General features: G+C 72.0%; 17 protein-coding genes. 7 read left to right on the forward strand and 10 right to left on the reverse strand.

What is annotated here, in order from left to right:
- Positions 1-8: 8 nt before the first annotated feature.
- The 3 genes from NFU81_RS01170 to NFU81_RS01180 form a co-directional block, all read right to left on the reverse strand.
- Positions 9-1,631, reverse strand: coding sequence for a tannase/feruloyl esterase family alpha/beta hydrolase (locus NFU81_RS01170; RefSeq protein WP_251483830.1), 1,623 nt, complete (start codon positions 1,629-1,631; stop codon positions 9-11).
- 223 nt (positions 1,632-1,854) lie between these two features.
- Positions 1,855-2,556: a cytochrome b/b6 domain-containing protein gene (locus NFU81_RS01175; RefSeq protein WP_251483833.1), complete on the reverse strand. Its 702-nt coding sequence runs from the start codon at positions 2,554-2,556 to the stop codon at positions 1,855-1,857.
- Complete coding sequence (locus tag NFU81_RS01180; protein WP_251484091.1) at positions 2,504-3,172, reverse strand: molybdopterin-dependent oxidoreductase; 669 nt, start codon at positions 3,170-3,172, stop codon at positions 2,504-2,506. Before NFU81_RS01180 ends, NFU81_RS01175 begins: the two co-directional genes overlap by 53 nt.
- A 400-nt stretch (positions 3,173-3,572) precedes the next feature.
- On the opposite strand from NFU81_RS01180, the gene NFU81_RS01185 reads away from it, so the two are divergent.
- On the forward strand, positions 3,573-5,012 hold the full coding sequence (locus tag NFU81_RS01185) for a dihydrolipoyl dehydrogenase family protein (RefSeq protein WP_251483836.1): 1,440 nt from the start codon (positions 3,573-3,575) through the stop codon (positions 5,010-5,012).
- A 46-nt stretch (positions 5,013-5,058) separates the two neighbouring features.
- Here the strand turns inward: NFU81_RS01185 and NFU81_RS01190 are convergent, their stop codons facing one another.
- Positions 5,059-5,616, reverse strand: coding sequence for a hypothetical protein (locus NFU81_RS01190; RefSeq protein WP_251483839.1), 558 nt, complete (start codon positions 5,614-5,616; stop codon positions 5,059-5,061).
- Between the two features lie 343 nt (positions 5,617-5,959).
- Between NFU81_RS01190 and NFU81_RS01195 the strand changes: the two genes are divergently transcribed.
- The gene (locus tag NFU81_RS01195; RefSeq protein ID WP_251483842.1) at positions 5,960-6,946 is read left to right on the forward strand and encodes a class I SAM-dependent methyltransferase; all 987 of its coding nucleotides are present in this window, start codon (positions 5,960-5,962) and stop codon (positions 6,944-6,946) included.
- A gap of 46 nt (positions 6,947-6,992) precedes the next feature.
- Here NFU81_RS01195 and NFU81_RS01200 read toward each other — a convergent pair whose 3' ends face one another.
- On the reverse strand, positions 6,993-7,460 hold the full coding sequence (locus tag NFU81_RS01200) for an SsgA family sporulation/cell division regulator (protein ID WP_251483845.1): 468 nt from the start codon (positions 7,458-7,460) through the stop codon (positions 6,993-6,995).
- 453 nt (positions 7,461-7,913) lie between these two features.
- On the opposite strand from NFU81_RS01200, the gene NFU81_RS01205 reads away from it, so the two are divergent.
- On the forward strand, positions 7,914-8,360 hold the full coding sequence (locus tag NFU81_RS01205; protein ID WP_251483848.1) for a VOC family protein: 447 nt from the start codon (positions 7,914-7,916) through the stop codon (positions 8,358-8,360).
- A 40-nt stretch (positions 8,361-8,400) separates the two neighbouring features.
- Here the strand turns inward: NFU81_RS01205 and NFU81_RS01210 are convergent, their stop codons facing one another.
- Positions 8,401-8,892: an SRPBCC family protein gene (locus tag NFU81_RS01210; RefSeq protein ID WP_251483851.1), complete on the reverse strand. Its 492-nt coding sequence runs from the start codon at positions 8,890-8,892 to the stop codon at positions 8,401-8,403.
- Between the two features lie 532 nt (positions 8,893-9,424).
- Between NFU81_RS01210 and NFU81_RS01215 the strand changes: the two genes are divergently transcribed.
- Both NFU81_RS01215 and NFU81_RS01220 read left to right on the forward strand, forming a co-directional pair.
- On the forward strand, positions 9,425-10,483 hold the full coding sequence (locus NFU81_RS01215) for an alpha/beta fold hydrolase (RefSeq protein WP_251483854.1): 1,059 nt from the start codon (positions 9,425-9,427) through the stop codon (positions 10,481-10,483).
- Positions 10,484-10,670: 187 nt separating this feature from the next.
- Entirely contained in the window at positions 10,671-11,522 is an 852-nt protein-coding gene (locus NFU81_RS01220; protein ID WP_251483856.1) for an alpha/beta fold hydrolase, read from the forward strand.
- 81 nt (positions 11,523-11,603) lie between these two features.
- Here the strand turns inward: NFU81_RS01220 and NFU81_RS01225 are convergent, their stop codons facing one another.
- Positions 11,604-12,335, reverse strand: a complete 732-nt coding sequence (locus NFU81_RS01225; RefSeq protein ID WP_251483858.1) for a maleylpyruvate isomerase family mycothiol-dependent enzyme — start codon at positions 12,333-12,335, stop codon at positions 11,604-11,606.
- Between the two features lie 143 nt (positions 12,336-12,478).
- On the opposite strand from NFU81_RS01225, the gene NFU81_RS01230 reads away from it, so the two are divergent.
- The gene (locus NFU81_RS01230; RefSeq protein WP_251483860.1) at positions 12,479-14,314 is read left to right on the forward strand and encodes a hydroxysqualene dehydroxylase; all 1,836 of its coding nucleotides are present in this window, start codon (positions 12,479-12,481) and stop codon (positions 14,312-14,314) included.
- 80 nt (positions 14,315-14,394) lie between these two features.
- Complete coding sequence (locus tag NFU81_RS01235; RefSeq protein ID WP_251484092.1) at positions 14,395-14,634, forward strand: hypothetical protein; 240 nt, start codon at positions 14,395-14,397, stop codon at positions 14,632-14,634.
- A gap of 78 nt (positions 14,635-14,712) precedes the next feature.
- On the opposite strand, the gene NFU81_RS01240 is transcribed toward NFU81_RS01235, so the two are convergent.
- From NFU81_RS01240 to NFU81_RS01250, 3 genes are all read right to left on the reverse strand, one after another.
- Complete coding sequence (locus tag NFU81_RS01240; protein ID WP_251483862.1) at positions 14,713-17,295, reverse strand: glycoside hydrolase family 9 protein; 2,583 nt, start codon at positions 17,293-17,295, stop codon at positions 14,713-14,715.
- 300 nt (positions 17,296-17,595) lie between these two features.
- A complete protein-coding gene (locus NFU81_RS01245; RefSeq protein ID WP_251483864.1) occupies positions 17,596-18,519 on the reverse strand; it encodes a site-specific integrase in 924 nt (307 codons plus the stop codon).
- 43 nt (positions 18,520-18,562) lie between these two features.
- The gene (locus NFU81_RS01250; RefSeq protein ID WP_251483866.1) at positions 18,563-20,950 is read right to left on the reverse strand and encodes an ATP-binding SpoIIE family protein phosphatase; all 2,388 of its coding nucleotides are present in this window, start codon (positions 20,948-20,950) and stop codon (positions 18,563-18,565) included.
- Positions 20,951-21,214: the final 264 nt, after the last annotated feature.

A 21,214-nucleotide genomic window follows, 5' to 3' on the forward strand; every position in this document is an offset into this window, starting at 1 on the left:
CGGCCCGGTCAGTGCCGGGACGGGGAGACGCAGCGGAAGCTGGAGGCCAGAGCCGGGTCCGCGTTGTCCCCCTTGTAGCGGGACACCTGCGGGTAGCTGCACAGGTCGCGGGTGACGGCCTGGCCGTCGGCGTTGATCAGGGTGGCGGGCAGGGTCGCGGGCGCCTTGCCGTGCTCGACCCAGGAGGTCAGCGCGCCGAGCCCGTCGGCCGAGCCGTCGGCGCCGTTGAGGCCGCAGTGGGCGGTGTTCGGGGCGAGGAAGAGACGGTAGAAGTCGTCGGTCCTCTCGGCGCTGCCGATCTCCCGCTCGACCTGGTCGTGGTACTGCACGGTGCCGGCGGTGGGGATGAACTGGTCGGCGCTGCCGTGCCAGGTGATCAGCTTGCCGCCGGACTTGCGGAAGGCGGACAGGTCCGGGTCGTCGGTGCCGATGACCTTGTCGTACTCGGCCTCGGACTGCTTGAACAGCGTGGTGAAGTCGCTGTAGGTGATCGTCGAGACGTCGAAGGAGGGGTCCTTCTCCAGGAAGAGCTGGACCCACAGGGCGGGCACCTGGAAGGGCGCGCCCTTGACCGGGCCGTCGGTGTCCTTCGTGATGCCGGCAAGACCGCTCAGGTCGGCGCCGATCGGGACGCCGGACCACAGCTTCCTGCCCGACGTGGTGCGCGGGCCGTCCCAGATCTTGCGGACGACGGTGGCGTCGGCCGCCGTGATGGTCAGCTCCTTGCCCTCGCACACGACCGTGGTGCCGACCAGCCGGCGCGGGTCGAAGTCGCACCGGGACGGGTCGTTGACCAGGCCGTCCTTGACGCCGTCGAGCGCGTCGCAGGACTGGACGGCGGCGCTGGTGAAGGCCTTGAACTCGCAGTCGGTCGGGTAGGTCTTCTCGTTGTTCATGACCACCTGCGGCCACAGGGTGGCGACCTCGAACTCGTCCCAGTTGACGGCGGGTGCGTCGGCGAGGATGCCGTCGTAGTCGCCGGGGTAGCGCTGGGCCTCCATGTAGCCCTGGCGTCCGCCGGTGGAGCAGCCGGTGAAGTAGGAGAAGGCGGCGCGCTTGCCGTAGACCCCGGCCACCACGGCCTTGCCGACGACCGTTGCCTCGTGTGCGGAGCGGGAGGCGAAGTTCTTCAGCAGCGCGGCGTTGACCTGGCCCTTGCCGTCCAGCACCCAGCCGGTGTCGACGACGTCGCCGACGCCGGCGTCGGTGGTGGTCGCCGCGTAGCCGCTCTTGACGGCGTTGGCCAGGCCGACGCCGTTGTCCCCGGCGCTGTAGGCGCTGCCGCCGAGGGCCTGGAAGCGGCCGTTCCACTGCTCCAGGGGCAGCCAGGTCCGCACCTTGGCGTGGTCGTTGTCGCCCGGGTGCGTGAGGGTGACCGTCACATCGCAGTAGGCCGGGACGTTCTCCGCGGTGCCGCCCAGGATGCCGGTGCCGTGGACGGTGCCGCCCGGCTGGCGGACCGCCGTCACGGACTCCACCGCGGTGCCGGCCGGGGCCTGCAGGGACGGCGCCGCACAGGCCGGCGGCGCGGAGACGGGGGTGCTCGTGGGCTCCGCCGACGCGTTCGGCAGATACACCGCGACGGCGGCCAGCGGCACACCGGCCGCGAGGACAGCGAGAGCTTTCTTCATTGCTTTCCCAATCTGAGAAGGAGGTGTGCGCCTGACTGCGGCGACACATGTTGCACGTCACATCAGAAGAACATCGGGTGGGCCGGCGGGTTCGTTCGTCCGCTACGCCGGCCAGGTCCCACTCTGGCGGCACGCGATGCGCGGCCGCATCAGTCAGTTGACGGTCGGCGCACCGGGGGCTCGGACCGTCGCCCGCAGGAGGTGTGAGGTCATACGACGGGGGTCACACCTTGTCCGCTTCGGTCGGCGTGGTCGTTGCGGTCGTCGTACGGTCCTTGCCCAGCCACTGCGAGTGGTGCCGCTGTGCCCAGGACCTGCTGACGTAGCCGGTCCGCATGCCGAGCCTCGCCTCCGGGTCCTCGAGGGCCCTGCGCATGTGCCCGAGCAGGACGATGGCGATCGCCCAGGCCAGGATGTCGTGGACGAAGATCGCACTGGTGCGGGAGATGGAGGGCAGCAGCCCCATGAACCACATCAGCAGGCCGGTGAACATCATCACCAGCACGGCGCCGGCGATCCAGCCCGCGTAGAGCTTCTGGCCCGCGTTGAACTTGCCGGCCGGGCGGGCCGCGTGCCGGTTGCGGCGCCTGCGGGCGGCGCGCAGCCACTGCCGGTCGTAGGCCGAGAAGCGGTTGATCCGGCGCAGGTCCGCGCGGAAGGCGGGGGAGCCGAGCCCCAGCACGAAGGGCAGCGGCAGCAGGATGCCGGACCACTCGTGGAGCGTGACCATCAGGTACCGCCGCCCGACGAGCTGGGCCAGCGGCCCGAAGTACAGGCAGGCGGCGGTGGACAGGCACACCAGCATGAGGAGGCCGGTGGCCCGGTGGACCCAGCGTTCCGCGGGGCTGAAGCGGCGGACCCTGCCGGCCGCCTCAGGCCGCATTGCCGCGCCGGTCGGCGTCGTTGAGCCAGCCGTCGACGGCATAGCCGCGCTCCTCCCAGTAGCCGGGGACGACCTTGTCGATGACCGAGATACCGGACAGCCACTTGGCCGACTTGTAGAAGTACATGGGCGCCACGTAGAGGCGGACGGGGCCGCCGTGCGCGTGCGAGATGGGCCTGTCCTGCATGTTCAGCGCCACCAGGACGTCCGAGCGGCGGGCCTGTTCCAGCGTGAGGCTCTCGCTGTAGGCGCCGTCGAAGCAGGTGAACCGGATCGCCGCGCCCGGGGAGCGCACCCCGGCGTCGTCGAGGATGTCCGCCAGCCGCACGCCGTCGAAGGGCACCTTCTCCACCCGCCAGCCGTCGGTGCACACGACGTCGTGGACGACCCTGGCCTGCGGCATCGCGCGCAGGTGGTCGAGGGTGTAGTGCCGGGGCCGCTCCACGAGTCCGGTGACCCGCAGCTGGTAGTTCGTCTCGTCCTTGTGCGGCACCGAGCCGACGACGCTGTAGTACCGGAAGCCGCCCGGGTTGGGCAGCAGGCCGGTCAGGCCGGATGCGTCGACCTGGGAGGCGGCGGCGAGGAAGTCCTCCCACTTGCGCTGGAGGTAGGGCGCTGTGGCGAGTCCCGCCGCGCCCGCGCCGAGCATGCCCAGCATCGCCCGCCGGCCCACCGGCGCGCCCTCGGCCTCCGGCTCGGGCTCAGTGTCCGAGTTCGGCTCAGGCTCCGGCCCCGGCTTCGGCTTTCTTGCCATGGTCAGTGTGCTCCTTCGCGGCGGCAACGATCCCGGCCGGTGCCGGGCGGGTCCACACGTGTGAACACGGGTGAGCCGCTCGCTCGTCATCGTCACCGCTTAAACCGGTGACGATCGTGGCATGGGCGTCCTCGCCCTGTCAACACGTGGCCCGCCGGCCGTCCCCGAAGCTGGCGGCGAGCACCCGGACACCGGGCCGGTCAGGAAGGACACCGTCAGGTGACTGATGCGGGACGCCCCCTTGCCGGTCGAGGCTGGGAGACGGCACCGGCCGTCCGGCCGGAGTCCGTTCACCGGAGGACTCATGACGACCGAGAACACCCGCACCTACGACGTCATCGTGATCGGGGCCGGCCCCGTCGGTGAGAACGTGGCGGACCGCACCGCCGCCGCGGGCCTGAGCACCGTCATCGTGGAGAGCGAACTGGTCGGCGGCGAGTGCTCGTACTGGGCCTGCGAGCCCAGCAAGGCACTGCTGCGCCCCGCCCTGCTCCGCGCCGACGCCATGCACATGCCCGGCCTTGATCCCGCTGTCGGGAGCCCGCTGGACACCAAGGCCGTCCTGGCGCACCGCGACCGCATGTCGGCGGACTGGAAGGACGACGGCCAGGTCGAGTGGCTCGCGTCTGCCGGAATCGAACTGCTCCGCGGCCACGGACGCCTGGCGGGGGAGCGCGAGGTGACCGTGTCGACCCCCGAGGGCGGCACCGTACGCCTGCGGGCACGGCACGCCGTGGCCGTGTGCACCGGCAGCCGGGCTGCGCTCCCCGCGCTGCCCGGGGTCGACGAGCTGCGGCCCTGGACCAGCCGGGAGGCGACCTCCGCCCAGGAGGCGCCGCCGCGTCTGGCGGTCGTCGGCGCCGGCGTGGTGGGCGTCGAGATGGCCACCGCCTGGCAGGCCCTGGGCAGCCAGGTGACCTTGCTCGCCCGCGGGGCCGGGCTGCTACCGCGGATGGAGCCCTTCGCGGGCGAACTGGTCACCGAGCGGCTGCGGGAGGCCGGCGCGGACGTGCGGTTCGGCGTCTCGGTCGTCGCAGCCGAGCGGCTGAGCGACGGCGCGGTCCGCGTCACGCTGTCGGAGGGCGGTGAACTCACCGTCGACGAGATCCTGTTCGCCGTCGGCCGGGCGCCGCGCTCGCAGGACATAGGGCTGGACACCGTGGGGCTGGCCCCGGGGGACTGGATCGCCGTGGACGACAACCTGACCGTCACCGGGGTCCCGGGGAACTGGCTGTACGCCGTCGGCGACGTCAACCGCCGGGCGCTCTACACCCATCAGGGCAAGTACCAGGCCCGCGTCGCCGGAGCCGTGATCACCGCCCGCGCCCGCGGCGAACAACTCGGCACCGGTCGCTGGGCACCGCACAGCAGCACGGCCGACGTCGAGGCCGTCCCCGGCGTCGTCTTCACCGATCCCGAGGTCGCCGCCGTCGGACTGACCGCCGCCGAGGCCGAACGCACCGGCCGCGCCGTCGAGGTCGTCGACCACGAGATCGGCCTTCTCGCGGGCGCCCTGCAATACCGTCCCGACTACCGGGGCAGGGCACGGATCCTCGTCGACCGCGAGCGCCAGGTCGTCGTCGGCGCCACCTTCGCCGGTCCCGGGGTCGGCGAACTGCTGTACTCGGCGACCGTCGCCATCACGGGCGAAGTGCCGGTCGACCGGCTGTGGCACGCCGTACCGGCCTTCCCCACCATCAGCGAGGTGTGGCTGCGCCTGCTGGAGACGCGGCGCGACTCGTGACCGGGCCCGCGGGCGGCGACGCCTGCCCGCGGGACGGGCATACGGATCAACGGGCGGCGGAACCCGGCTCGACCAGGGTGTACATGACGGAGCGCTGCTGCTTGTGCCGCTGGACACGTCCCTTGGCGACCAGTGACTCAAGGGTGTTGCGCACCACCTGCGGTGTGGGGTTGCGGTCAGGGAACCTCTCCAGGAGCTCGTCCCGCAGCTCCTTCGCCAGCCGCGGCTCCTCGTACTTCCCGAGCAGGTCCGCCAGAACGTCACCGAGCAGCGCCTGAGGCGACGTCGCCTTCGCGCCCGCCTTCGCCGAAGTGCCCCGGGTCTTCCCGGCCGTTGACGGGCGCCGCGCGGCGGCCCGGTCGGGAGCCCGCTTCGCCTTCGCGACGACGGGCTCGTCCTGCAGCTGCTCGGGCAGGCGCGACGCGTCGGCGAAGCCCTCGTACCGCTCGGCGAGTTTGATGATCTCCGCCAGGAGGGATTCCTCCTGCTTCAACACCGCGATCTGCTCCGCCAGCTCCTGTTGCCGTCGGCGGTTCTTCTCCAGGTCCGATGCGGCCTGTTCCACGTACCGCGATCGGAGCGTGGCGGCTGACTCGCTGGTCACAAGCGGTTCACTCCCTCGATATGGATGACGCTGCGCATGGTACCCACGGGGAGGGTCCCGTGCGGAAAGGTGTCGACGCCGGACGGCTCGTCGGACATGTTCACCTTCACGATAGGCGCTGGTGTGCCTGCGTATGCAGGGGATGCGGGCTTTTCTTCCGGCTTTCGCGGTCTGACGGCGTCACCCCGACCTGCTTTCCCCCCAACGTACCGCCTGGTAAGTGTGCCTGCCGGCCGCCCGGCACGCTGTAGGTGGCCGCGCGGATGTTCGGCCGCGCCGCGTGGCAGCATGTCCGCGTACACGCGCGACACATGTGTCGCGGCAGCACTCCTCCGGAGGCCTCATGTCCGTATCGCCCGAATCCGCCACGCCTTCCGCGGATCTCGCCCTGCCGCTCGGTGAGGACCCCGTGGCCGTTCTGGAGGCCGCCGTATGGGCCATGGCCGCGGTCGTGAGCACTCGGCGGCAGGCTCTTTCCGAGCCCCTCGCGGACGCGCTCCTGCGTGATCCGCAGCGGACCGCGGTCCTGGAGAGCGTGGGCCTGGTCCGCCGGGGCGCGCACGGCCTCGTCGTCCACCCCTCGCTCGACGGGCCGGACGAGGCGACGGCGCGCAGCGCGGTGGAGGCGAAGCTCAGCTCGCTGCGGCAGGCCGTCGCGGCCGCCGCAGGCGACGAGGCGGGCACCCCGGAGGGCGGCTGGGGCGCGCAGGCCGACGCGGTGCTGCTCAACCAGGGACGGGCCTCCGCGGCGACCGGCCGCGCGCTCGCCGGGAGGATCGTGCCGCGCCTGGCCGGATGCGCCGAGCGGCTGGCGGCCGAGGGCAGCCGCATCCTCGACGTGGGTACCGGCGTCGGCGCGCTGGCCCTGGCGCTGGCCGAGGGCTTCCCGCGGGCGCGGGTGGAGGGCATCGACGTACTGGAGCGGGCACTGAACCTCGGACGGGACGAACTTGCCGCCGCGGAACCGGCCGTGGCCGCGCGGGTGTCGCTGCGCCTTCAGGACGCGGTGGACGTGTCGGAGCGGGCGGCCTACCAACTGGTCTGGCTGCCGGCGCCGTTCCTGCCGGAGGAGGCCCTGCGGGCGGCCCTGCCCCGCCTCGCCGAGGCCCTGGCGCCGGGGGCGTGGCTGGTGGCGGGGACCAACCCGGTCGCCCAGGACGCGCTGCGCCGCTCGGTCGGCCGGTGGACCGCGGTGCGCGGCGGCGGCAACTCCTTCGACACGGCGCACATGTCCGAGGAGCTGGAGTCCCTGGGACTGGTGGAGGCGAGCACCTTCCCGACCGTTCCCGGCGGTCCCGTCCTCGTCGCGGCACGGCGCCCCGTGCGCTGAGCCCGGCGGCCTCGCCCGCCCCGGACGGCGAAGGGAAACCCCGCGATCAGTCGGACCGGGTCCCGGGGTTTCGGAGCAGGTCCGTGGTGGCCACGTCCCAGTCGATCCCGGCGAGCTCGTGACCGGCGGGCACCAGCTCGTAGGTGCGCTGCAGCCACTCGGCCAGCGCGGGCACGGGCAGCTCGAACAGGGCCGCCATGTCCCGCGAGGCCAGCCGGAGCCGCGCGGTGGCCCCGACGTCCGGGTGCGACGGCCAGATCTGGACGTCCCCGAGGCCGCTCACCGAGTACAGCCCCTGCTGCAGGAGGTCGCGGCCCATCCGCCACAGGACACGCGGACCGCCCGCTATGAGGAACTCCACGCACACGACCAGCGGCGACTCCGCGTCGAAGCGGAACCGCGCCCGGACGGGCTGCCGGGCGGAGACGTCCAGCACCCGCTCGATGTCCAAGGTCAGTTCAAGGCTGTCGTACGACGCCCGGCGGGCCCGTACGTCCGGTCGGTTACCGCTCATGACGTGTTGGTCCATTTCCTGTGGCGGATGCTGGCCCGACTCACTCTGGTCCTCGCGGAATCGACGTACATAAGTCACTTGACCGTCCCGCATCACCGTCGTCGACGGTGAAAGGCGCGACAGGCGCCGTCGAGGTGGTCCAGCGGCGCGCTCCTGCCGACACCGGTGGCCCGGTGCGGAACGGGAGTCCGCCCCCGGAGCCCGCCAGGGGAGTCCCGGTCGCATGTCATTGCCCCTGCTCACACGTGTGCGCGGCCGGGTCCGGCGTTCCGCTCCTGACGCCGGGTGCGAGAAGGCTCGCGACGGCCCGCCGGTCCCACCGGCGGGCCTCCGTCGTAGGTCACCCCCTTGACCGGTGACGCGCTCGACTGCCATAATCCGGTCACCGCTTGAACCGGTGACGGAAGTGTCGCCGATCGGGCCGCACTCCCAGCACGGAAAGCGAGAACACTCATGGACATGAAGCTCGAAGTAGTCGTCCTGCCCGTCTCCGACGTGGACCGCGCCAAGGGCTTCTACGTGGGAAGGCTCGGCTGGCGCCTCGACGCCGACTTCCCGATCGACGACGGATACCGCATCGTGCAGGTGACCCCGCCCGGCTCCGAGGCCTCGATCATCTTCGGCGAGGGCCTCAGCGCGCAGCAGCCCGGCACCCTCCATGGCCTCCAGCTGACCGTCACCGACATCGTCAAGGCCCAGGAGGAGCTGGAATCCCGCGGGGTGGAGGTCTCCGGCCCCTTCCGCGACGAGACCGGCGCCTTCCACCACGCCGGCTCCTCCCACCGGGTGCCCGGCCTGCACCCCGAGCGGGCCAGCTACGGCACGTTCGCCGCGTTCGCGGACCCCGACGGCAACGAGTGGTTCCTCCAGGAGATCACCGAGCGCGCGCCCGGCCGCTGAGGCCCGGCGAGGGTTCCCGGTGCGAGCCGGTGATTCGCGCTCAGGCGGTCGTGTCCCGGCTCGGCGGCTGCTCCGACAGCTTGCCCAGCTGGGCGAGCCACAGCTCGTTCAGCTGCTCGGCCCAGGCGCGGGACAGGGTGTCGAGAGCCTTGGGGACGTCGGCGCGGACGGCGTTCTCCACCACGACCTCGGTGCCGCCCTCGATCTCGGTGAGCAGCCAGGCCTGGTAGAGCGTCACGCCGCCGCCGATGCCCAGCCAGCCGATCCGGCGGGGCGGCACGCTCTCGCCCACGAAGACCTCGAAGCGGTGCCCCGCCCAGAACACCTCGAAGGTCTGCGTCAGGGTGACGGCGCTCACCTCCTCGCACCCCGGCACCCAGCTCGGCCAGCTCGCCACGTCGGTGAGCAGGGTGAAGGCCCGCTGCGGCGGCCCGGGTACGACAGCCTGCGCCCGGTGGAAGCTGTGCGCGTCCGCGGGCGAGAAACCGGACGGCCAGTGGATGTCCGGATGGCTGTCTGAGGTGTCGTACATCCGAGTTCTCTTTCGTGCTGCTGTTCGGCTTTCGGGCGGACCGGCGACGGTGTCGGCGAGGCGACGACAGTCCAGGGTGCTCCTAGTCCAGTGTGCGGGCTGCCCCGCGCGAGCGTATACGTCATCCAACTGGCGATCGGTGCCGCCCTCGGCCGATGCCCTCCGGCCCGAGGGCGGCGAGGGCGTTCCGCAGGGCCGCCCGGGAGCCGATGCCCTGAGTCGAGTTCCGGCCCGCTCGCCCCAGGGTACGGCCGATGTCTGCGGGGGCGGCTCGCGGGCGCCCGCTCCGACGGGCCGCCTATCGGAACACGTGTGCGCGTTGCGGAACCGAGCGGAGATCCGGGGTGGCGCGCACACCTGCTTCCACTGTTCACACCCGACCGTCAAATGACTGATGTGTCCGGTCGCCCCGCCGACAAGAGTGTGCACCACTGGAGCCGTCCCCGAGCAGGGGGACGACCCCGGACCTGCCCGTCCCACCCGCTCTCCCGGGTGCGGGGGCCGGTCACCGCGACATATGAGAGGACCTCACATGATCAACAGGCGTACTTTCAGCAAGGCTGTCGGCCTGGGAACCGGCGCAGCCGCCGTCACCATGGCAGGACTGCCGGGCACCGCGTCCGCCGCGTCCCCGTCGGGCGGGACGGCTGCTCCCACCGTGCCCGTCATCACCCCGGGCACCCACACGGAGTTCAGCACGCTCAAGCACGTCAAGGCGGGCGTCCTGGACATCGGATACGCCGAGGTCGGCCCCGCCGACGGCCCGGTCGTGATGTGCCTGCACGGCTGGCCCTACGACATCCACAGCTTCGTCGACGTCGCCCCGCTCCTCGCCGACCAGGGCTACCGCGTCATCGTTCCCTACCTCCGCGGCCACGGCACCACCACCTTCCTGTCGCGCCACACCCCCCGCAACGCCGAACAGTCCGCCATCGCGCTGGACATCATCGCCCTGATGGACGCGCTCAAGATCCCCAAGGCCGTCTTCGCCGGCTTCGACTGGGGCTCGCGCACCGCCGACATCATCGCCGCGCTGTGGCCGGAGCGCGTCACGTCCCTGGTCTCCACCAGCGGCTACGTCATCACCAACGTCGCATCGCAGCTGGAGCCCGCCGCCCCCGCCGTCGAGCACAACTGGTGGTACCAGTGGTACTTCGCCAGCGACCGCGGCAAGAAGACCATGGAGAACGAGGACAAGCGCATCGCCCTGTGCCGCTACGTGTGGACCCTCGTCTCCCCGAACTGGAACTTCGACGACGCCACCTTCCAGCGCACCGCCGAGGCGTTCAAGAACCCCGACTACGCGGCCATCGTCCTCTACAACTACCGCTGGCGCATCGGCCTCATCGACGGCGAACGCCACTACGAGCGCTACGAGAAGCAGCTCGCCGCAGTCCCGACGGTCGGCGTCCCCACTATCACCCTCGACCCCGCCCTCGACCCCTTCACCCCGGCAGGCGACGGCACCGGCTACCGCAACCACTTCACCGGTCCGTACGAGCACCGCACCATCGCGAACATCGGCCACAACCTGCCGCAGGAAGCGCCCAGCATCTTCGCCCAGGCCGTCGTCGACGCCGACCACCTCTGAGGTCCGCGGTACCGCTGTTTATCGGGCTCTCGGAGCGCCATGTGAGAGCCCGTCATTCGTCACCACTTTGACAGGTGACGAATGAGGTGGCACATTAATCACCAGTCAGGGCGGTGACGCGAGTCTGCCGGACCGCCCGTCCTGCCTGCTTCGGAACATCTGCAGAAACATGTGAGGGGAATCTGTCGTGGTGAGCATCAAGGCCGGACGCAAGCGGCTGCTGACCGGAGTGGTCTCGACGGTCGCGGCCGGAGTCGCGCTCGGCGCGTTCGCCCTCAGCGGCACCGCCAGCGGCGCGACGAGCGCCGCCAAGGCGGACGGACACGTCAAGCCGACCATCGTCCTGGAACACGGCGCCTTCGCCGACGGATCGAGCTGGAACAGCGTCGTCGCCGACCTGCAGGCCGACGGCTACCCCGTCGTCGCGGCCGCCAACCCGCTGCGCGGCCCGGCCTCCGACGCCGCCGCCCTGCGCACCGTCCTCGACCACGTCAAGGGTCCCAAGATCCTCGTCGGACACTCCTACGGCGGCAACGTCATCAGCGAAGCCGCCGCCGGCGATCCCGAGGTCAAGGCCCTGGTCTACGTCGCGGCCTTCCTGCCCGCCCCCGGCGAGAGCGCCCTGGAGCTGACCAACAAGTACCCGGGCTCCACGCTCCCCGACGCCCTCGACCCGGTCACCTACCAGCAGGCCGACGGCACCAGCGCCACCGAGCTCTACATCCAGCAGGACAAGTTCCACCACCAGTTCGCCGCCGACGTCCCCGCCGGCCAGGCCGCCCTCATGGCGGCGGAACAACGCCCCATCGCCCAGGCCGCACTGGAGGAGACGGCCACCACCGCCGCCTGGCGGACCATCCCGAGCTGGGACATCGTCACCACCCGCGACCTCAACATCCCCCCGGCCGTCCAGCGCTTCATGGCCGAGCGCGCCCACGCCCACACCACCGAGGTCGCCGCGTCCCACTCCGTCGCCGTCTCCCACCCCCACCTGGTGGCCGACGTCATCGAACGCGCCGCCCACGCCACCGTCCGCTGACACTCCCCGGAGGGCGGCGGGACACACCGTCCCGCCGCCCTCCGTGTGCCGGCCGGGCCGGCGGGACCACTGCACCGGCGGTCAGTAGAGGAACGGGAGTTCGGGCAGTGCCGCGCCGTCCGGCACGGTCAGGTCGGTGCCCGGGGAGCGTCCCATCAGCCAGGCCAGCAGCGAAGCCTCGGTGCCGTGGACCGATGTGGCCGGCCCGGCGGTGCCGACGTCGTACCGGGTGCCGGTGTCATCGGCGTGCAACCGCAGGGCGGGGGCGTCGCTGCGTGCGCCGAACGACGCGACGACCCGGCCGAGCATCGCCCGGACGAAGTCGGCCGGCCACTGCGCGGGTGCGTACCCGGCGTCGAGGTCCACGTGGTGGACCAGCACCTCGCTCAGCCGGGAATCGGCGGCCCGGGCCGCAGGACGCTCCTGACCCCCCGTCCAGCGGACCGTCCGGCTCCATGCCGCGGTCTCCATCCGCCGGTACTCCGCCGCGAACCGGGCGGCACTGTCGCGCAGATCGGCCACGAGCGCGTGGGCGCTGCGACCCGCTCCCGCCTCGATCTGCTCCTCCCGGGCCGCCATGCTCGGGTACTCCGGTGTCTCCACCCCGGTCCTGGCCCAGATCAGCAGATGGCGGCCGCCATCGGCGTTGCGGGCCAGGTGCGTCAGGACATGCCCGCGTGACCAGTCCGGCAGCAGCGAGGGTGCGCGCACGTCGGCGTCGGTGAACCGGCTCGCCGTCCGCAGGAGTTGCTCGGTCGCGGCATCGATCTGGCGGAGCACGTCCGCGGGTTGGAAGTCTGCGTCAGTCGTCACGCTGCCATCTTCGCGCTCCGGACGCGGGCAGGGGCCACGCGCGGACCGGCTCACCCGGTGCCTCTTCGTGCGTGTGAGGATGCTGTGGGTGACTGGGGAAAGGGGTTCCGGCGTACGGCACCCCTCTCTACCCTCCAGTACTCATGACGACAGAACATGCGCAGCAGTCCGAGGGGCAGGGCCGGCACAGCCGCAGACGTTTTCTGACGGCCACCGGGGGAGCGGTCGCCGGGGTCGTCGGCGGGGGAGCGGTCGGGGTCCTGGGGTCGGCCGGGAGCGCGGCCGCGGCCTCGTCCGGCAAGCGCGTCGCCGTCCTGGGCGGCGGGGTCTCCGGGCTCAGCGCCGCCCATGAACTCGCCGAACGGGGCTACGAGGTCACGGTCTACGAGTACTACGACGTCCTCGGCGGCAAGGCCCGCTCGATGGACGTGCCCGGGACCGGAACGGGCGGCCGCAGGCCGCTTCCCGGCGAGCACGGCTTCCGCTTCTTCCCCGGCTTCTACCGGAACCTGCCGGACACGATGCGCCGCATCCCCTTCCCCGGCAACGCCGACGGAGTCCACGGCAATCTCCGCAGCGGTACGGAGGAGCTGTTCGCGCTCGGCGCGGGCCGCCCGGACCTGCACTTCCCGCTCCGCCGGGTCACCACCCCGCCCGCTCCCGGCGACCTCACCACGTCCTGGATCCGCGACCAGGTCCTGTCGGTGCTCGACCTGGCCACCCACCTGCCCGCGTACGAGGCCGCGTACTTCGCCGACCGGCTCCTGGTCCACCTCACCAGCTGCGACGCCCGCCGCGAGGGGCAGTGGGAGAAGGTCGCGTGGTGGGACTTCATCCGGGCCGGTGAGATGAGCCGCGAGTACCAGGTGCTCCTCGGCATCGGCCAGACCCGCAACCTCGTCGCCACCCGCGCCGAGACCGCCTCCACCCGCACCGTCGGCCGCGTCATCATCGAGGCCCTCATCCTGTGGGGCCTGCTGGGCCGCGGCATGGACGGCGACGCGGACATCGACCGGGTGCTGAACGCCCCGACCAGCGAGGCGTGGATCGACCCGTGGGAGACGCATCTGCGCTCGCAGGGAGTCGAGTTCGTGCTCGGCACGGAGGTCCAGGAGGTGGTGTACGGCGGCGGCCGGGTGACCGGCGTACAGGTGGCGGCGCGCGACGGCAGCGGGCAGCGCACCGTCACCGCCGACCACTACGTCTCCGCCCTCCCCGTCGAGCACGCGCGCAGGACCTGGGGGGCCGCCCTGCGCGCCGCCGACCCGCAGCTCGGGCGGTGCGACGCGCTGAAGACGGACTGGATGACCGGCGTGATGTTCTACCTGCGCACTCCCACCCCCGTCGTGCACGGCCACATCAACTGCCTCGACTCGCCGTGGGCGGTCACCGGAATCGGCCAGACGCAGTTCTGGGACGGTCGCGACTTCGCGCGCGACTACGGGGACGGGCAGGCCCACGAGTGCCTGTCCGCGATCATCTCCGAGTGGGACAAGCCCGGCATCCTGTACGGGAAGACGGCGCGCGAGTGCACCAAGGACGAGGTCGTCGCCGAACTGTGGGCACAGCTCAAGGACGGGCTCAACGACTCCGGCAAGACCACGCTCAGGGACGAGGACCGGCTCGGCTGGTTCATGGACCCGGCGGTCACGGGCCTCGGCGGCTCCGACCCGCAGAACCGCGAACAGCTCCTCATCCACCCCACCGGCACCCTCTACAACCGCCCGTCGGCGAGCACCGCGGTGCCGAACTTCTTCCTCGCGGGCGACTACGTCCACACGGATGTGGACCTGGCGACCATGGAGGGCGCCAACGAGTCGGCACGGCGCGCCGTCAACGCCCTGCTGGACGCGGACGGTTCAGGCGCCGAGCGGTGTCACGTCTGGGAGCTGTTCCGGCCGCCGGAGATGGAGCCCCTCAAGCGGGTCGACGAGCTGCGCTACCGGCTCGGGCTGCCCAACACCTTCGACCTGGGGTGACGCCGGCCCTGCGCCGGCGGGTTGCCCGGCGGCCGCCGGTCCGCGACCATCGGGCCATGGACGACGTAGGAGCAGTAGGCATGCCGGGGGCGTCGGCAAAGCTCGCGGCATGCAGCAGTTGCGGGAGAGACGGACTGGAGCCCGGATTCATCGAGGACGCCGGCGAGGGCGCGCGCGGCTACGCCCGCTGGATCGCCGGCCCCCTGGAGCGTGGCATCTTCGGCGGTGCGCGGCGCATGGGCAAGCAGCGCTGGCAGGTCGAGGCGTTCCGCTGCCTGGCGTGCGGTCATCTGGACCTGTACGCGCGCACACCGGTGTAGGGCGCAGACCGGCCAGCGGCCGGAGCCGCCCCTCCCGGGGGTGCTCCGGCCGCTCGCCGACTCAGCGAGGGCGGCCTGTCACCTGGCCGTGTCGCAGGTGCCGCCGTTCAGGGTGAACGCCTTCGGATCGCTCACCTGGCCGCTCGACGTGCCGTTGAAACCGAAGCCGACGGTGGCGCCGGGTGGGATGACGCCGTTCCAACTGACCGGCTTGGCACTGACGTTCTGCCCGCTCTGGGTGATCTCGGCCTGCCAGCGGTCGGTGACCTTCTGGTTGTCGGCGAAGGACCACGTCAGCTCCCAGGGGGTGACCGCTGCGGTGCCGGTGTTCTTCAGGGCCACCTGGGTGGTGAAGCCGCCGCTCCACCGGTAGGAGGTGTAGGTGACCTGGCAGGCCGCCTTGCCGCCGCCGTTGTCGCCCGCGCCTGAGCCGAGGTCGTCCACGTAGGAGGCGACCCAGGCCAGCGGCGCGTTCCAGTTGATGGCGCTCTCGTTGGTGGAGTACGACTGGATGTCGTCGATGTAGCACATGGCCGGTGCGCAACCGGTCAGCTTCTTCTGCGCGGTCGGGTCCTCCAGCTGGTTGTCCGGGCCGCCGGCCAGGGTGCCCGCGGGCGGGTTGGGCAGGGCGGCGTCGAGCTGGTGCGCCCAGATGCGGCTGTGCTGGTTGTGCGAGTTCCGCTCGCCGAAGCCGGTGACGTAGGACTGGTTCAGCGGGTTGCGGCCCAGGATGTAGTCCAGGGCGTGCAGCACCGCGTCCCGGTACTTCGTCTCGCCGGTCAGGTCGTTGGCGATGCCCAGCACGACGGCGTTGTTGAGCACCTGGCTGTTGGAGCCCCACACGTAGTGGTTGCCGGACGGAGAATAGGGCAGCCCGTAGAGGGCGTTCTGCGAGTCCGCGGCGTAGCCGTCCGCCGCGCCCGTCACCATGGCGCGCACGGTGGTGAGTTGGTCGCCGGTCAGCTTGTTGGGCACGGTCGCCAGGTCCAGCGCGCCGAGTGCCGCGGTGGAGCCCCAGGAGAACCCGTCGGGCGGGAAGACCGCCGCGGTGTCGCCGTGCAGCGGGGAGGTGAGCACCGCCTGGCGGTAGGTGTCGTCACCGGTGGTGATGAACAGCTCCGAGGCGGCCCAGTAGAACTCGTCGGTGACGTTGTCGTCGCTGTAGGCGCCGCCGCCGATGGCGTCGTCGGGATCGGCGTAGACGGCCGGGTGGGCCTTGGCCGCGGTCCACGCCTTCTGGGACGCGGCCAGGCAGCGGTCGGCGAAGGCCGCGTCGTAGGGCCTGAACAGCCGGGCGCACTGGGCGCCTGCCGCCGCCAGGTTGAGCGTCGCCGCGGTGGACGGCGGGTGCAGCCGGCGCGGTTGGGAGTCCTGGTCCGGTGCCTGCGGGAGGCCGGTCCACGCCTGGTCGTGCAGCTTGTGGTGGGCCATGCCGGCCAGCGGCCGGCCGTCGGGGACCTGCATCTCCATCAGGAAGTTCAGTTCCCAGCGCGCCTCGTCGAGGATGTCCGGCACGCCGTTGCCCGTCTCGGGCACCTTCAGCCTGCCGTCGCCGAGTGCCGCGCCGTTCGCGCCCTTGGCGGTCAGCGTGCGCTCGTAGGTGTTCATCAGCTCGGAGACCGCGATGCCGCCGTTGACCACGTACTTGCCCTGGTCGCCGGCGTCGTACCAGCCGCCCGCGGCGTCCAGGGTGTAGTCGCACACGCCCGGCTGGCAGGGCACGTCGTTGTCACCGGTGTTGGGGGCGACGTTGAGGTGCCCGGCGGGGCGGGCGTACGCGGCGCCGGCTATCGCGCCGTCGATGGCGATGCCGCTGCGCTGGTCGTAGTAGTAGGCGAGCGAGTCGGTCCGCAGCGCGGAGTAGACGTCGTCGGCGATGGCGAACGGCTCGCTGGTCTCGTCGCCGATGGCGACGGTGTAGCCGTCGCCCGCGGTGGTGTAGCCGCTGAAGTCGAAGGTCTGGACGTTCTGCCCGGAGGTCGGGTCGACACCGCCGGGCTCGGTGGCGCCGGTGGCGACGGCGGTGCCTGCCGCGTTCTTCAGCGTCCAGGTCTGCGCGTCGGTGGCGTCGGTGACGAAGGTGCCGTCCTTCGGCCCGTGGGGCAGGTAGCCGACCTGGTCGACCCGGACCGGGGAGCCGGTGTCGGGCGTGTAGACCGGCGGCGCGGCGCCGCCGCGCAGCGAGACGTCGTCCAGGCACAACGTGTACGGCGCGGAGCTGCCGCCGACCTGGAAGGAGAGCTGGGCGGCGTCGTTGTCCGCCTGGGCGGTGAAGGTGTGGGTGATCGGCACCGCCGTGTCGCCGAGCTGGTCGTGCTCGGACAGCTCGGTGGTGTAAGGCTCGGTCGCCATCTGCACGTTGGTGGTGATGGTGACCGGCACCGAGGCGGTCGCGGTGTAGCCGAGCGTGTAGCTCTCGCCGGCGATGAGGGGCAGGTCGTTCTGCCCGATGATGGCGTCCCACGGGTTGGTGGTGCCCCCCGGGATGTCGGCGCAGAGCCGGCCGTCCAGCACGGCGGCCGGATTGTTCGCCGTCCACCACCAGGGCGCGGTGCTGCCGCCTGAGAAGTCGCCGTTGACGATCTGCTCCGGCGGGTCGTCAACGGCGTTCGAGGCGGCACCGGCCGGGGCGACCAGCGCGGCGCCGAAGAGGCCGGCCACGGCCAGCGTGCCCAGGACCCGGGGGCGGAACCGTCCGGTTCGTCCCGGAGACCTCGGGCGGTGGGATCGGGGTGAGTGGGGGATCACGGATCGTTCCTTCCGGCAGGGAAGTGACATCAGCGGACATGGGAGCGCTCCCACGAAAGCTTCGAGGGTGCCGGGAGCGCCGTCAAGATGCCGGACCGGGCGTGCGGCGGCCCGCTGAAGGCGCCGATATTTCCCCGGTGACTAATAACAGGCCTATGGCCTTGCCGCCGGGTGACGGCGGAAAAACAACAGCGGCGAGGCGAGGGGGTTCTGTCAGGGAACGGAGGGGCTGGTGGTGAGGGCTCGGCGGAGCTGTTCCATCTTGGGCGGGAGGAGGTCGCCGACCGCGGAGCGGTGGCGGCCGGTGGCGTAGGCGCGGGCGAGGCCTCTGTCCTGGAGCGGGAGGCCGGGTGGGCGCATGGTGGCGTGGCCGTGGGCGTCGAGCCGGCCGCTGTGGTTGGAGCGGAGGCTCACCCACAGTGCGGTTGCCGCGCCCTGGAGAGGGGCCGTCAGTTGCCCGCGGGCGGGGAGCCATTGCCGCAGCGCCGCGGTGGTCAGGGCGGACAGCTGCAGCAGGTCGGTCCGGGCGGGGCGTGCCGGGGCCGTGCCGTGCTGGGGGCTCCGGCGTACTTCCACGGTGGTGAGGTCCTCGTCGAGGTCGTCGAGTCGCATGGCGGCCAGTTCGCCGGCGCGGGCCGCGGTATCGAGGACCATGGCGACCATGGCGGTGAACCGGGCCTGGCCGGGGTCGAGTCGGGCGTTCAGCGCGTGGGCCAGTCGCCGGCGCAGCTCTGCCAGATCACCGGGGGTGGGTGTGGGCCGCAGGATGACGGCCGGGCGGGTGTCCGGCTCGCGGTTCCAGGGCCGTGTGGCCGGCTGGAGCCGGGGTCGGCCGGCGGCCGAGAGCAGGAGGTCGAGGCAGTCGCGCCGGGCCTGGTTGGTCGCCCGGCTGGTCGGTGGCCTGGCTCCGCCCACCAGCCGGTCTCTGAGTGCCCCGGTCTCGGCGACCTCGAAGTACCGCTGGAGCACCGGGGCGTCGAGCAGGGCGGTCAGGCTGCGGCGGGCCGGGCGGAAGCCGTCGTCGACCAGTGCTCGGGCCAGCTCGCCGCGGAACGCGCGCAGTTGGCGCAGCCGGGAGGGGCTGACCGCCGGCAGCGAGTCGAGCAGATCGTCGAGTGCGCGGATCGAGGCGTACACCGGGCGATTGTCCCGCACCGCCGCAGGACGACGTCGAGCGTGGTCAACGGCGTTCGGCCGGGGTGTCGGGCGTCGCGTCCGGCAGGAGCTGCTCGGCCCAGATGGTCTTGCCGGACTGCCCGTAGCGGCTGCCCCAGCGGTGGCTGACCTGGGCGACGAGGAACAGTCCGCGGCCTCCCTCGTCCATGGTGCGGGCGCGGCGCAGCCGGGGCTGGGTGTTGCTGGGGTCGCGGACCTCGCACACGAGGACGGAGTCGCGGATGAGGCGCAGGCCGAGCGGTCCTCCCGCGTACCGGATGGCGTTGGTGACCAGCTCGCTGACGATCAGTTCCGTGGTGAAGACCAGCTCTTCCAGGCCCCACTCGGTGAGTTTGCGGGCGACGGCGTTTCTCGCGGTGGCGACCGTGGCGGGGTCCGCGGGGTACTGCCAGTACGCGACGTGGTCCGGGCGGAGCGCTCGCACCCGGGCCAGGAGCAGTGCGGTGTCGTCCCGTACCGGAGGCCCGTCGGCGCCGGCGGTCAGGGCGGGCCCGATGGCCGCGAGCTCTTCGCCGCTGCTGACGAGGTCGGAGAGCCGCTGGACGAGGTGGGTCATGGCCGTGTCGGTGTCGGCGTCCTGGCGCAGGAGGAGGCCGTCGGTGTACAGGGCGAGGACGGATCCCGGTTCCAGCGCGCATGTCGTCGTCTCGAACGGCAGGCCTCCGACGCCCAGGGGCGGCCCGGGGGGGAGGTCGACGAGACGGGCCGTTCCGTCCGGGGCGACGACGACGGGGGGAGGATGGCCGGCGCTGGCGAAGGTGCACTGTCCCGCGATGGGGTCGTACACGCCGACCAGGCACGTTCCGCCGATCGTGTCACGGTGCTGCGGGCCCGCTTCTGCGGCGAGCCTGGCGACCAGCTCGTCGAGGTGGGTGAGCAGCTCGTCGGGAGCCAGCTCCAGGTCGGCCAGGGTCTGCACCGCGGTCCTCAGCCGTCCCATCGTGGCGGTGGCGGGCAGCCCGTGTCCGATCACGTCGCCGACGATCAGGGCGACCCGCAGGGAGGGCAGGGCGATGGTGTCGAACCAGTCGCCGCCGATCTCGCTTCCGCCGGCTGCCGCGGGCAGGTAGTGGCCGGCTGTTTCGATGGCGGGGGTGACCGTGGTGGGCCGGGGGAGCAGGCGCTGCTGGAGTGCGACGGCGGCCAGGTGCTCACGGGTGTAGCGGCGGGCGTTGTCCACGCTGAGCGCGGAGTGCGCGGCGATCTCGGTCAGGAGGTCCGCGTCCTGGGCGGTGAAGGCCTCCGCTTTGCTGGTACGCCAGCCGGCGATCAGGCCGAGGACGATGCCGCGGGCGAACATGGGGGCAAGGACGAGCCAGCGGCCGTCTTCCGGGATCAGCGTGCTGAGCGCGTCGCTCTCCACGAGTCGGCTGTCCAGGACGGCTCGGTCGACGAGGACCGTTTGCCCCTGCTGGAGCCTGCGGACCTGGGGCATGGGCGGGAGCGCCGGGAGGGGCATGCCCACCTGGAGGAGTTTCGGCGGCCAGATGCCGTCCGGCGAGCGTACGGCCGCGCGCTCCAGTCGCAGATCGTCCCTGTCCAGCGCCATCTCCGGCTCGTCACCGGTCAGGACCGGCATGGCGAGGTCGACCGCCGCGAATTCCGCGAAGTCGGGTACGAGGACGTCGACGATGTCCTGGGCGGTGCGCTTGACGTCGAGCGAGGCTCCGATGCGGGCGGCCGCACGGTGGCGCAGTTGCAGGCGCCGGCCGGCCTGCCATTGCGGGGTGGCGTCGGTGAGGAACACGGCGACGGCCGCCGGGTCGCCCTTGGGGCTGTCGAGCCTGAGGGCGGTGACCGTGAACGACCATTCCTGGGTGGGGTCGGCCAGGGAGCGGACTCGCTGCTCGCGGCCGACCACGGGGACGCCGGTGTCCAGGACGGTGCGCAGTGACGCCTCGGCTTTCTCGGCGTCCCGCGCGTCCATCACGTCCGCGAGCCGGGTGCCCACGGTGAGCCGCGGCATCCCCACCGACGTGACGTTGGTCCGCTGCACGGCGAGGTCGGTGCCGCGCAGCACGAAACTGATGCGGTCCTGGGCCATGAGGGCGTCCAGCATCGCTCCGCCCTGTGCTCTGTTCAAGGCCTGGTCGGCGCGGACGGCGAGGAAGAGGCGTGATCCGGCGTCCCCGAACGCAATGGAATGGTAACGAAGAGTGACCGTGTCGCCGCCCCGGGTCCGCAGCCGCGCCACTCCGGCCCCGCGCAGGTCGCCGGGCTGGGGCTCGGCCACGAGGTCGGCGAGCGGGCGGCCGCACACCTCGCCGGAGGTCCACCCGAGGCATTCGGTCGCGGTGGGGGACCAGACCCGCACCGTTTCCGCATCGTCGACCAGGGCCGCCACGACGTCAGCGAGGACTTCGTCGCCGCTGAGCGCGCCCGGTGAAGCCATGCCGGCTCTCCCTTGGTCCGGAACCCCTTTTTCATGCTATGCGAGGCATCATCACCCCAGCCTGAGGCCTGGGGCCGGACCTGACCAGTGCAGATCGCCGAACGGCTGGTCGCACGGGGAGGCGCCCGCCGCGGGGCGGGGCGGCGAGCGCCTTTCCTGCGTGCGGCCGCCGGGGGCCGCCGATCGGTGACGCCGGAGGGCCTCGTCAGGACGCGTTGGAGTGGGCCTTTACTCGGCTCCATCGTCGGCGGCGGCGTCGTCCTG

Origin of the sequence: Actinacidiphila cocklensis (genome assembly GCF_907177275.1) — a bacterium.
GTDB lineage: Bacteria > Actinomycetota > Actinomycetes > Streptomycetales > Streptomycetaceae > Actinacidiphila > Actinacidiphila cocklensis.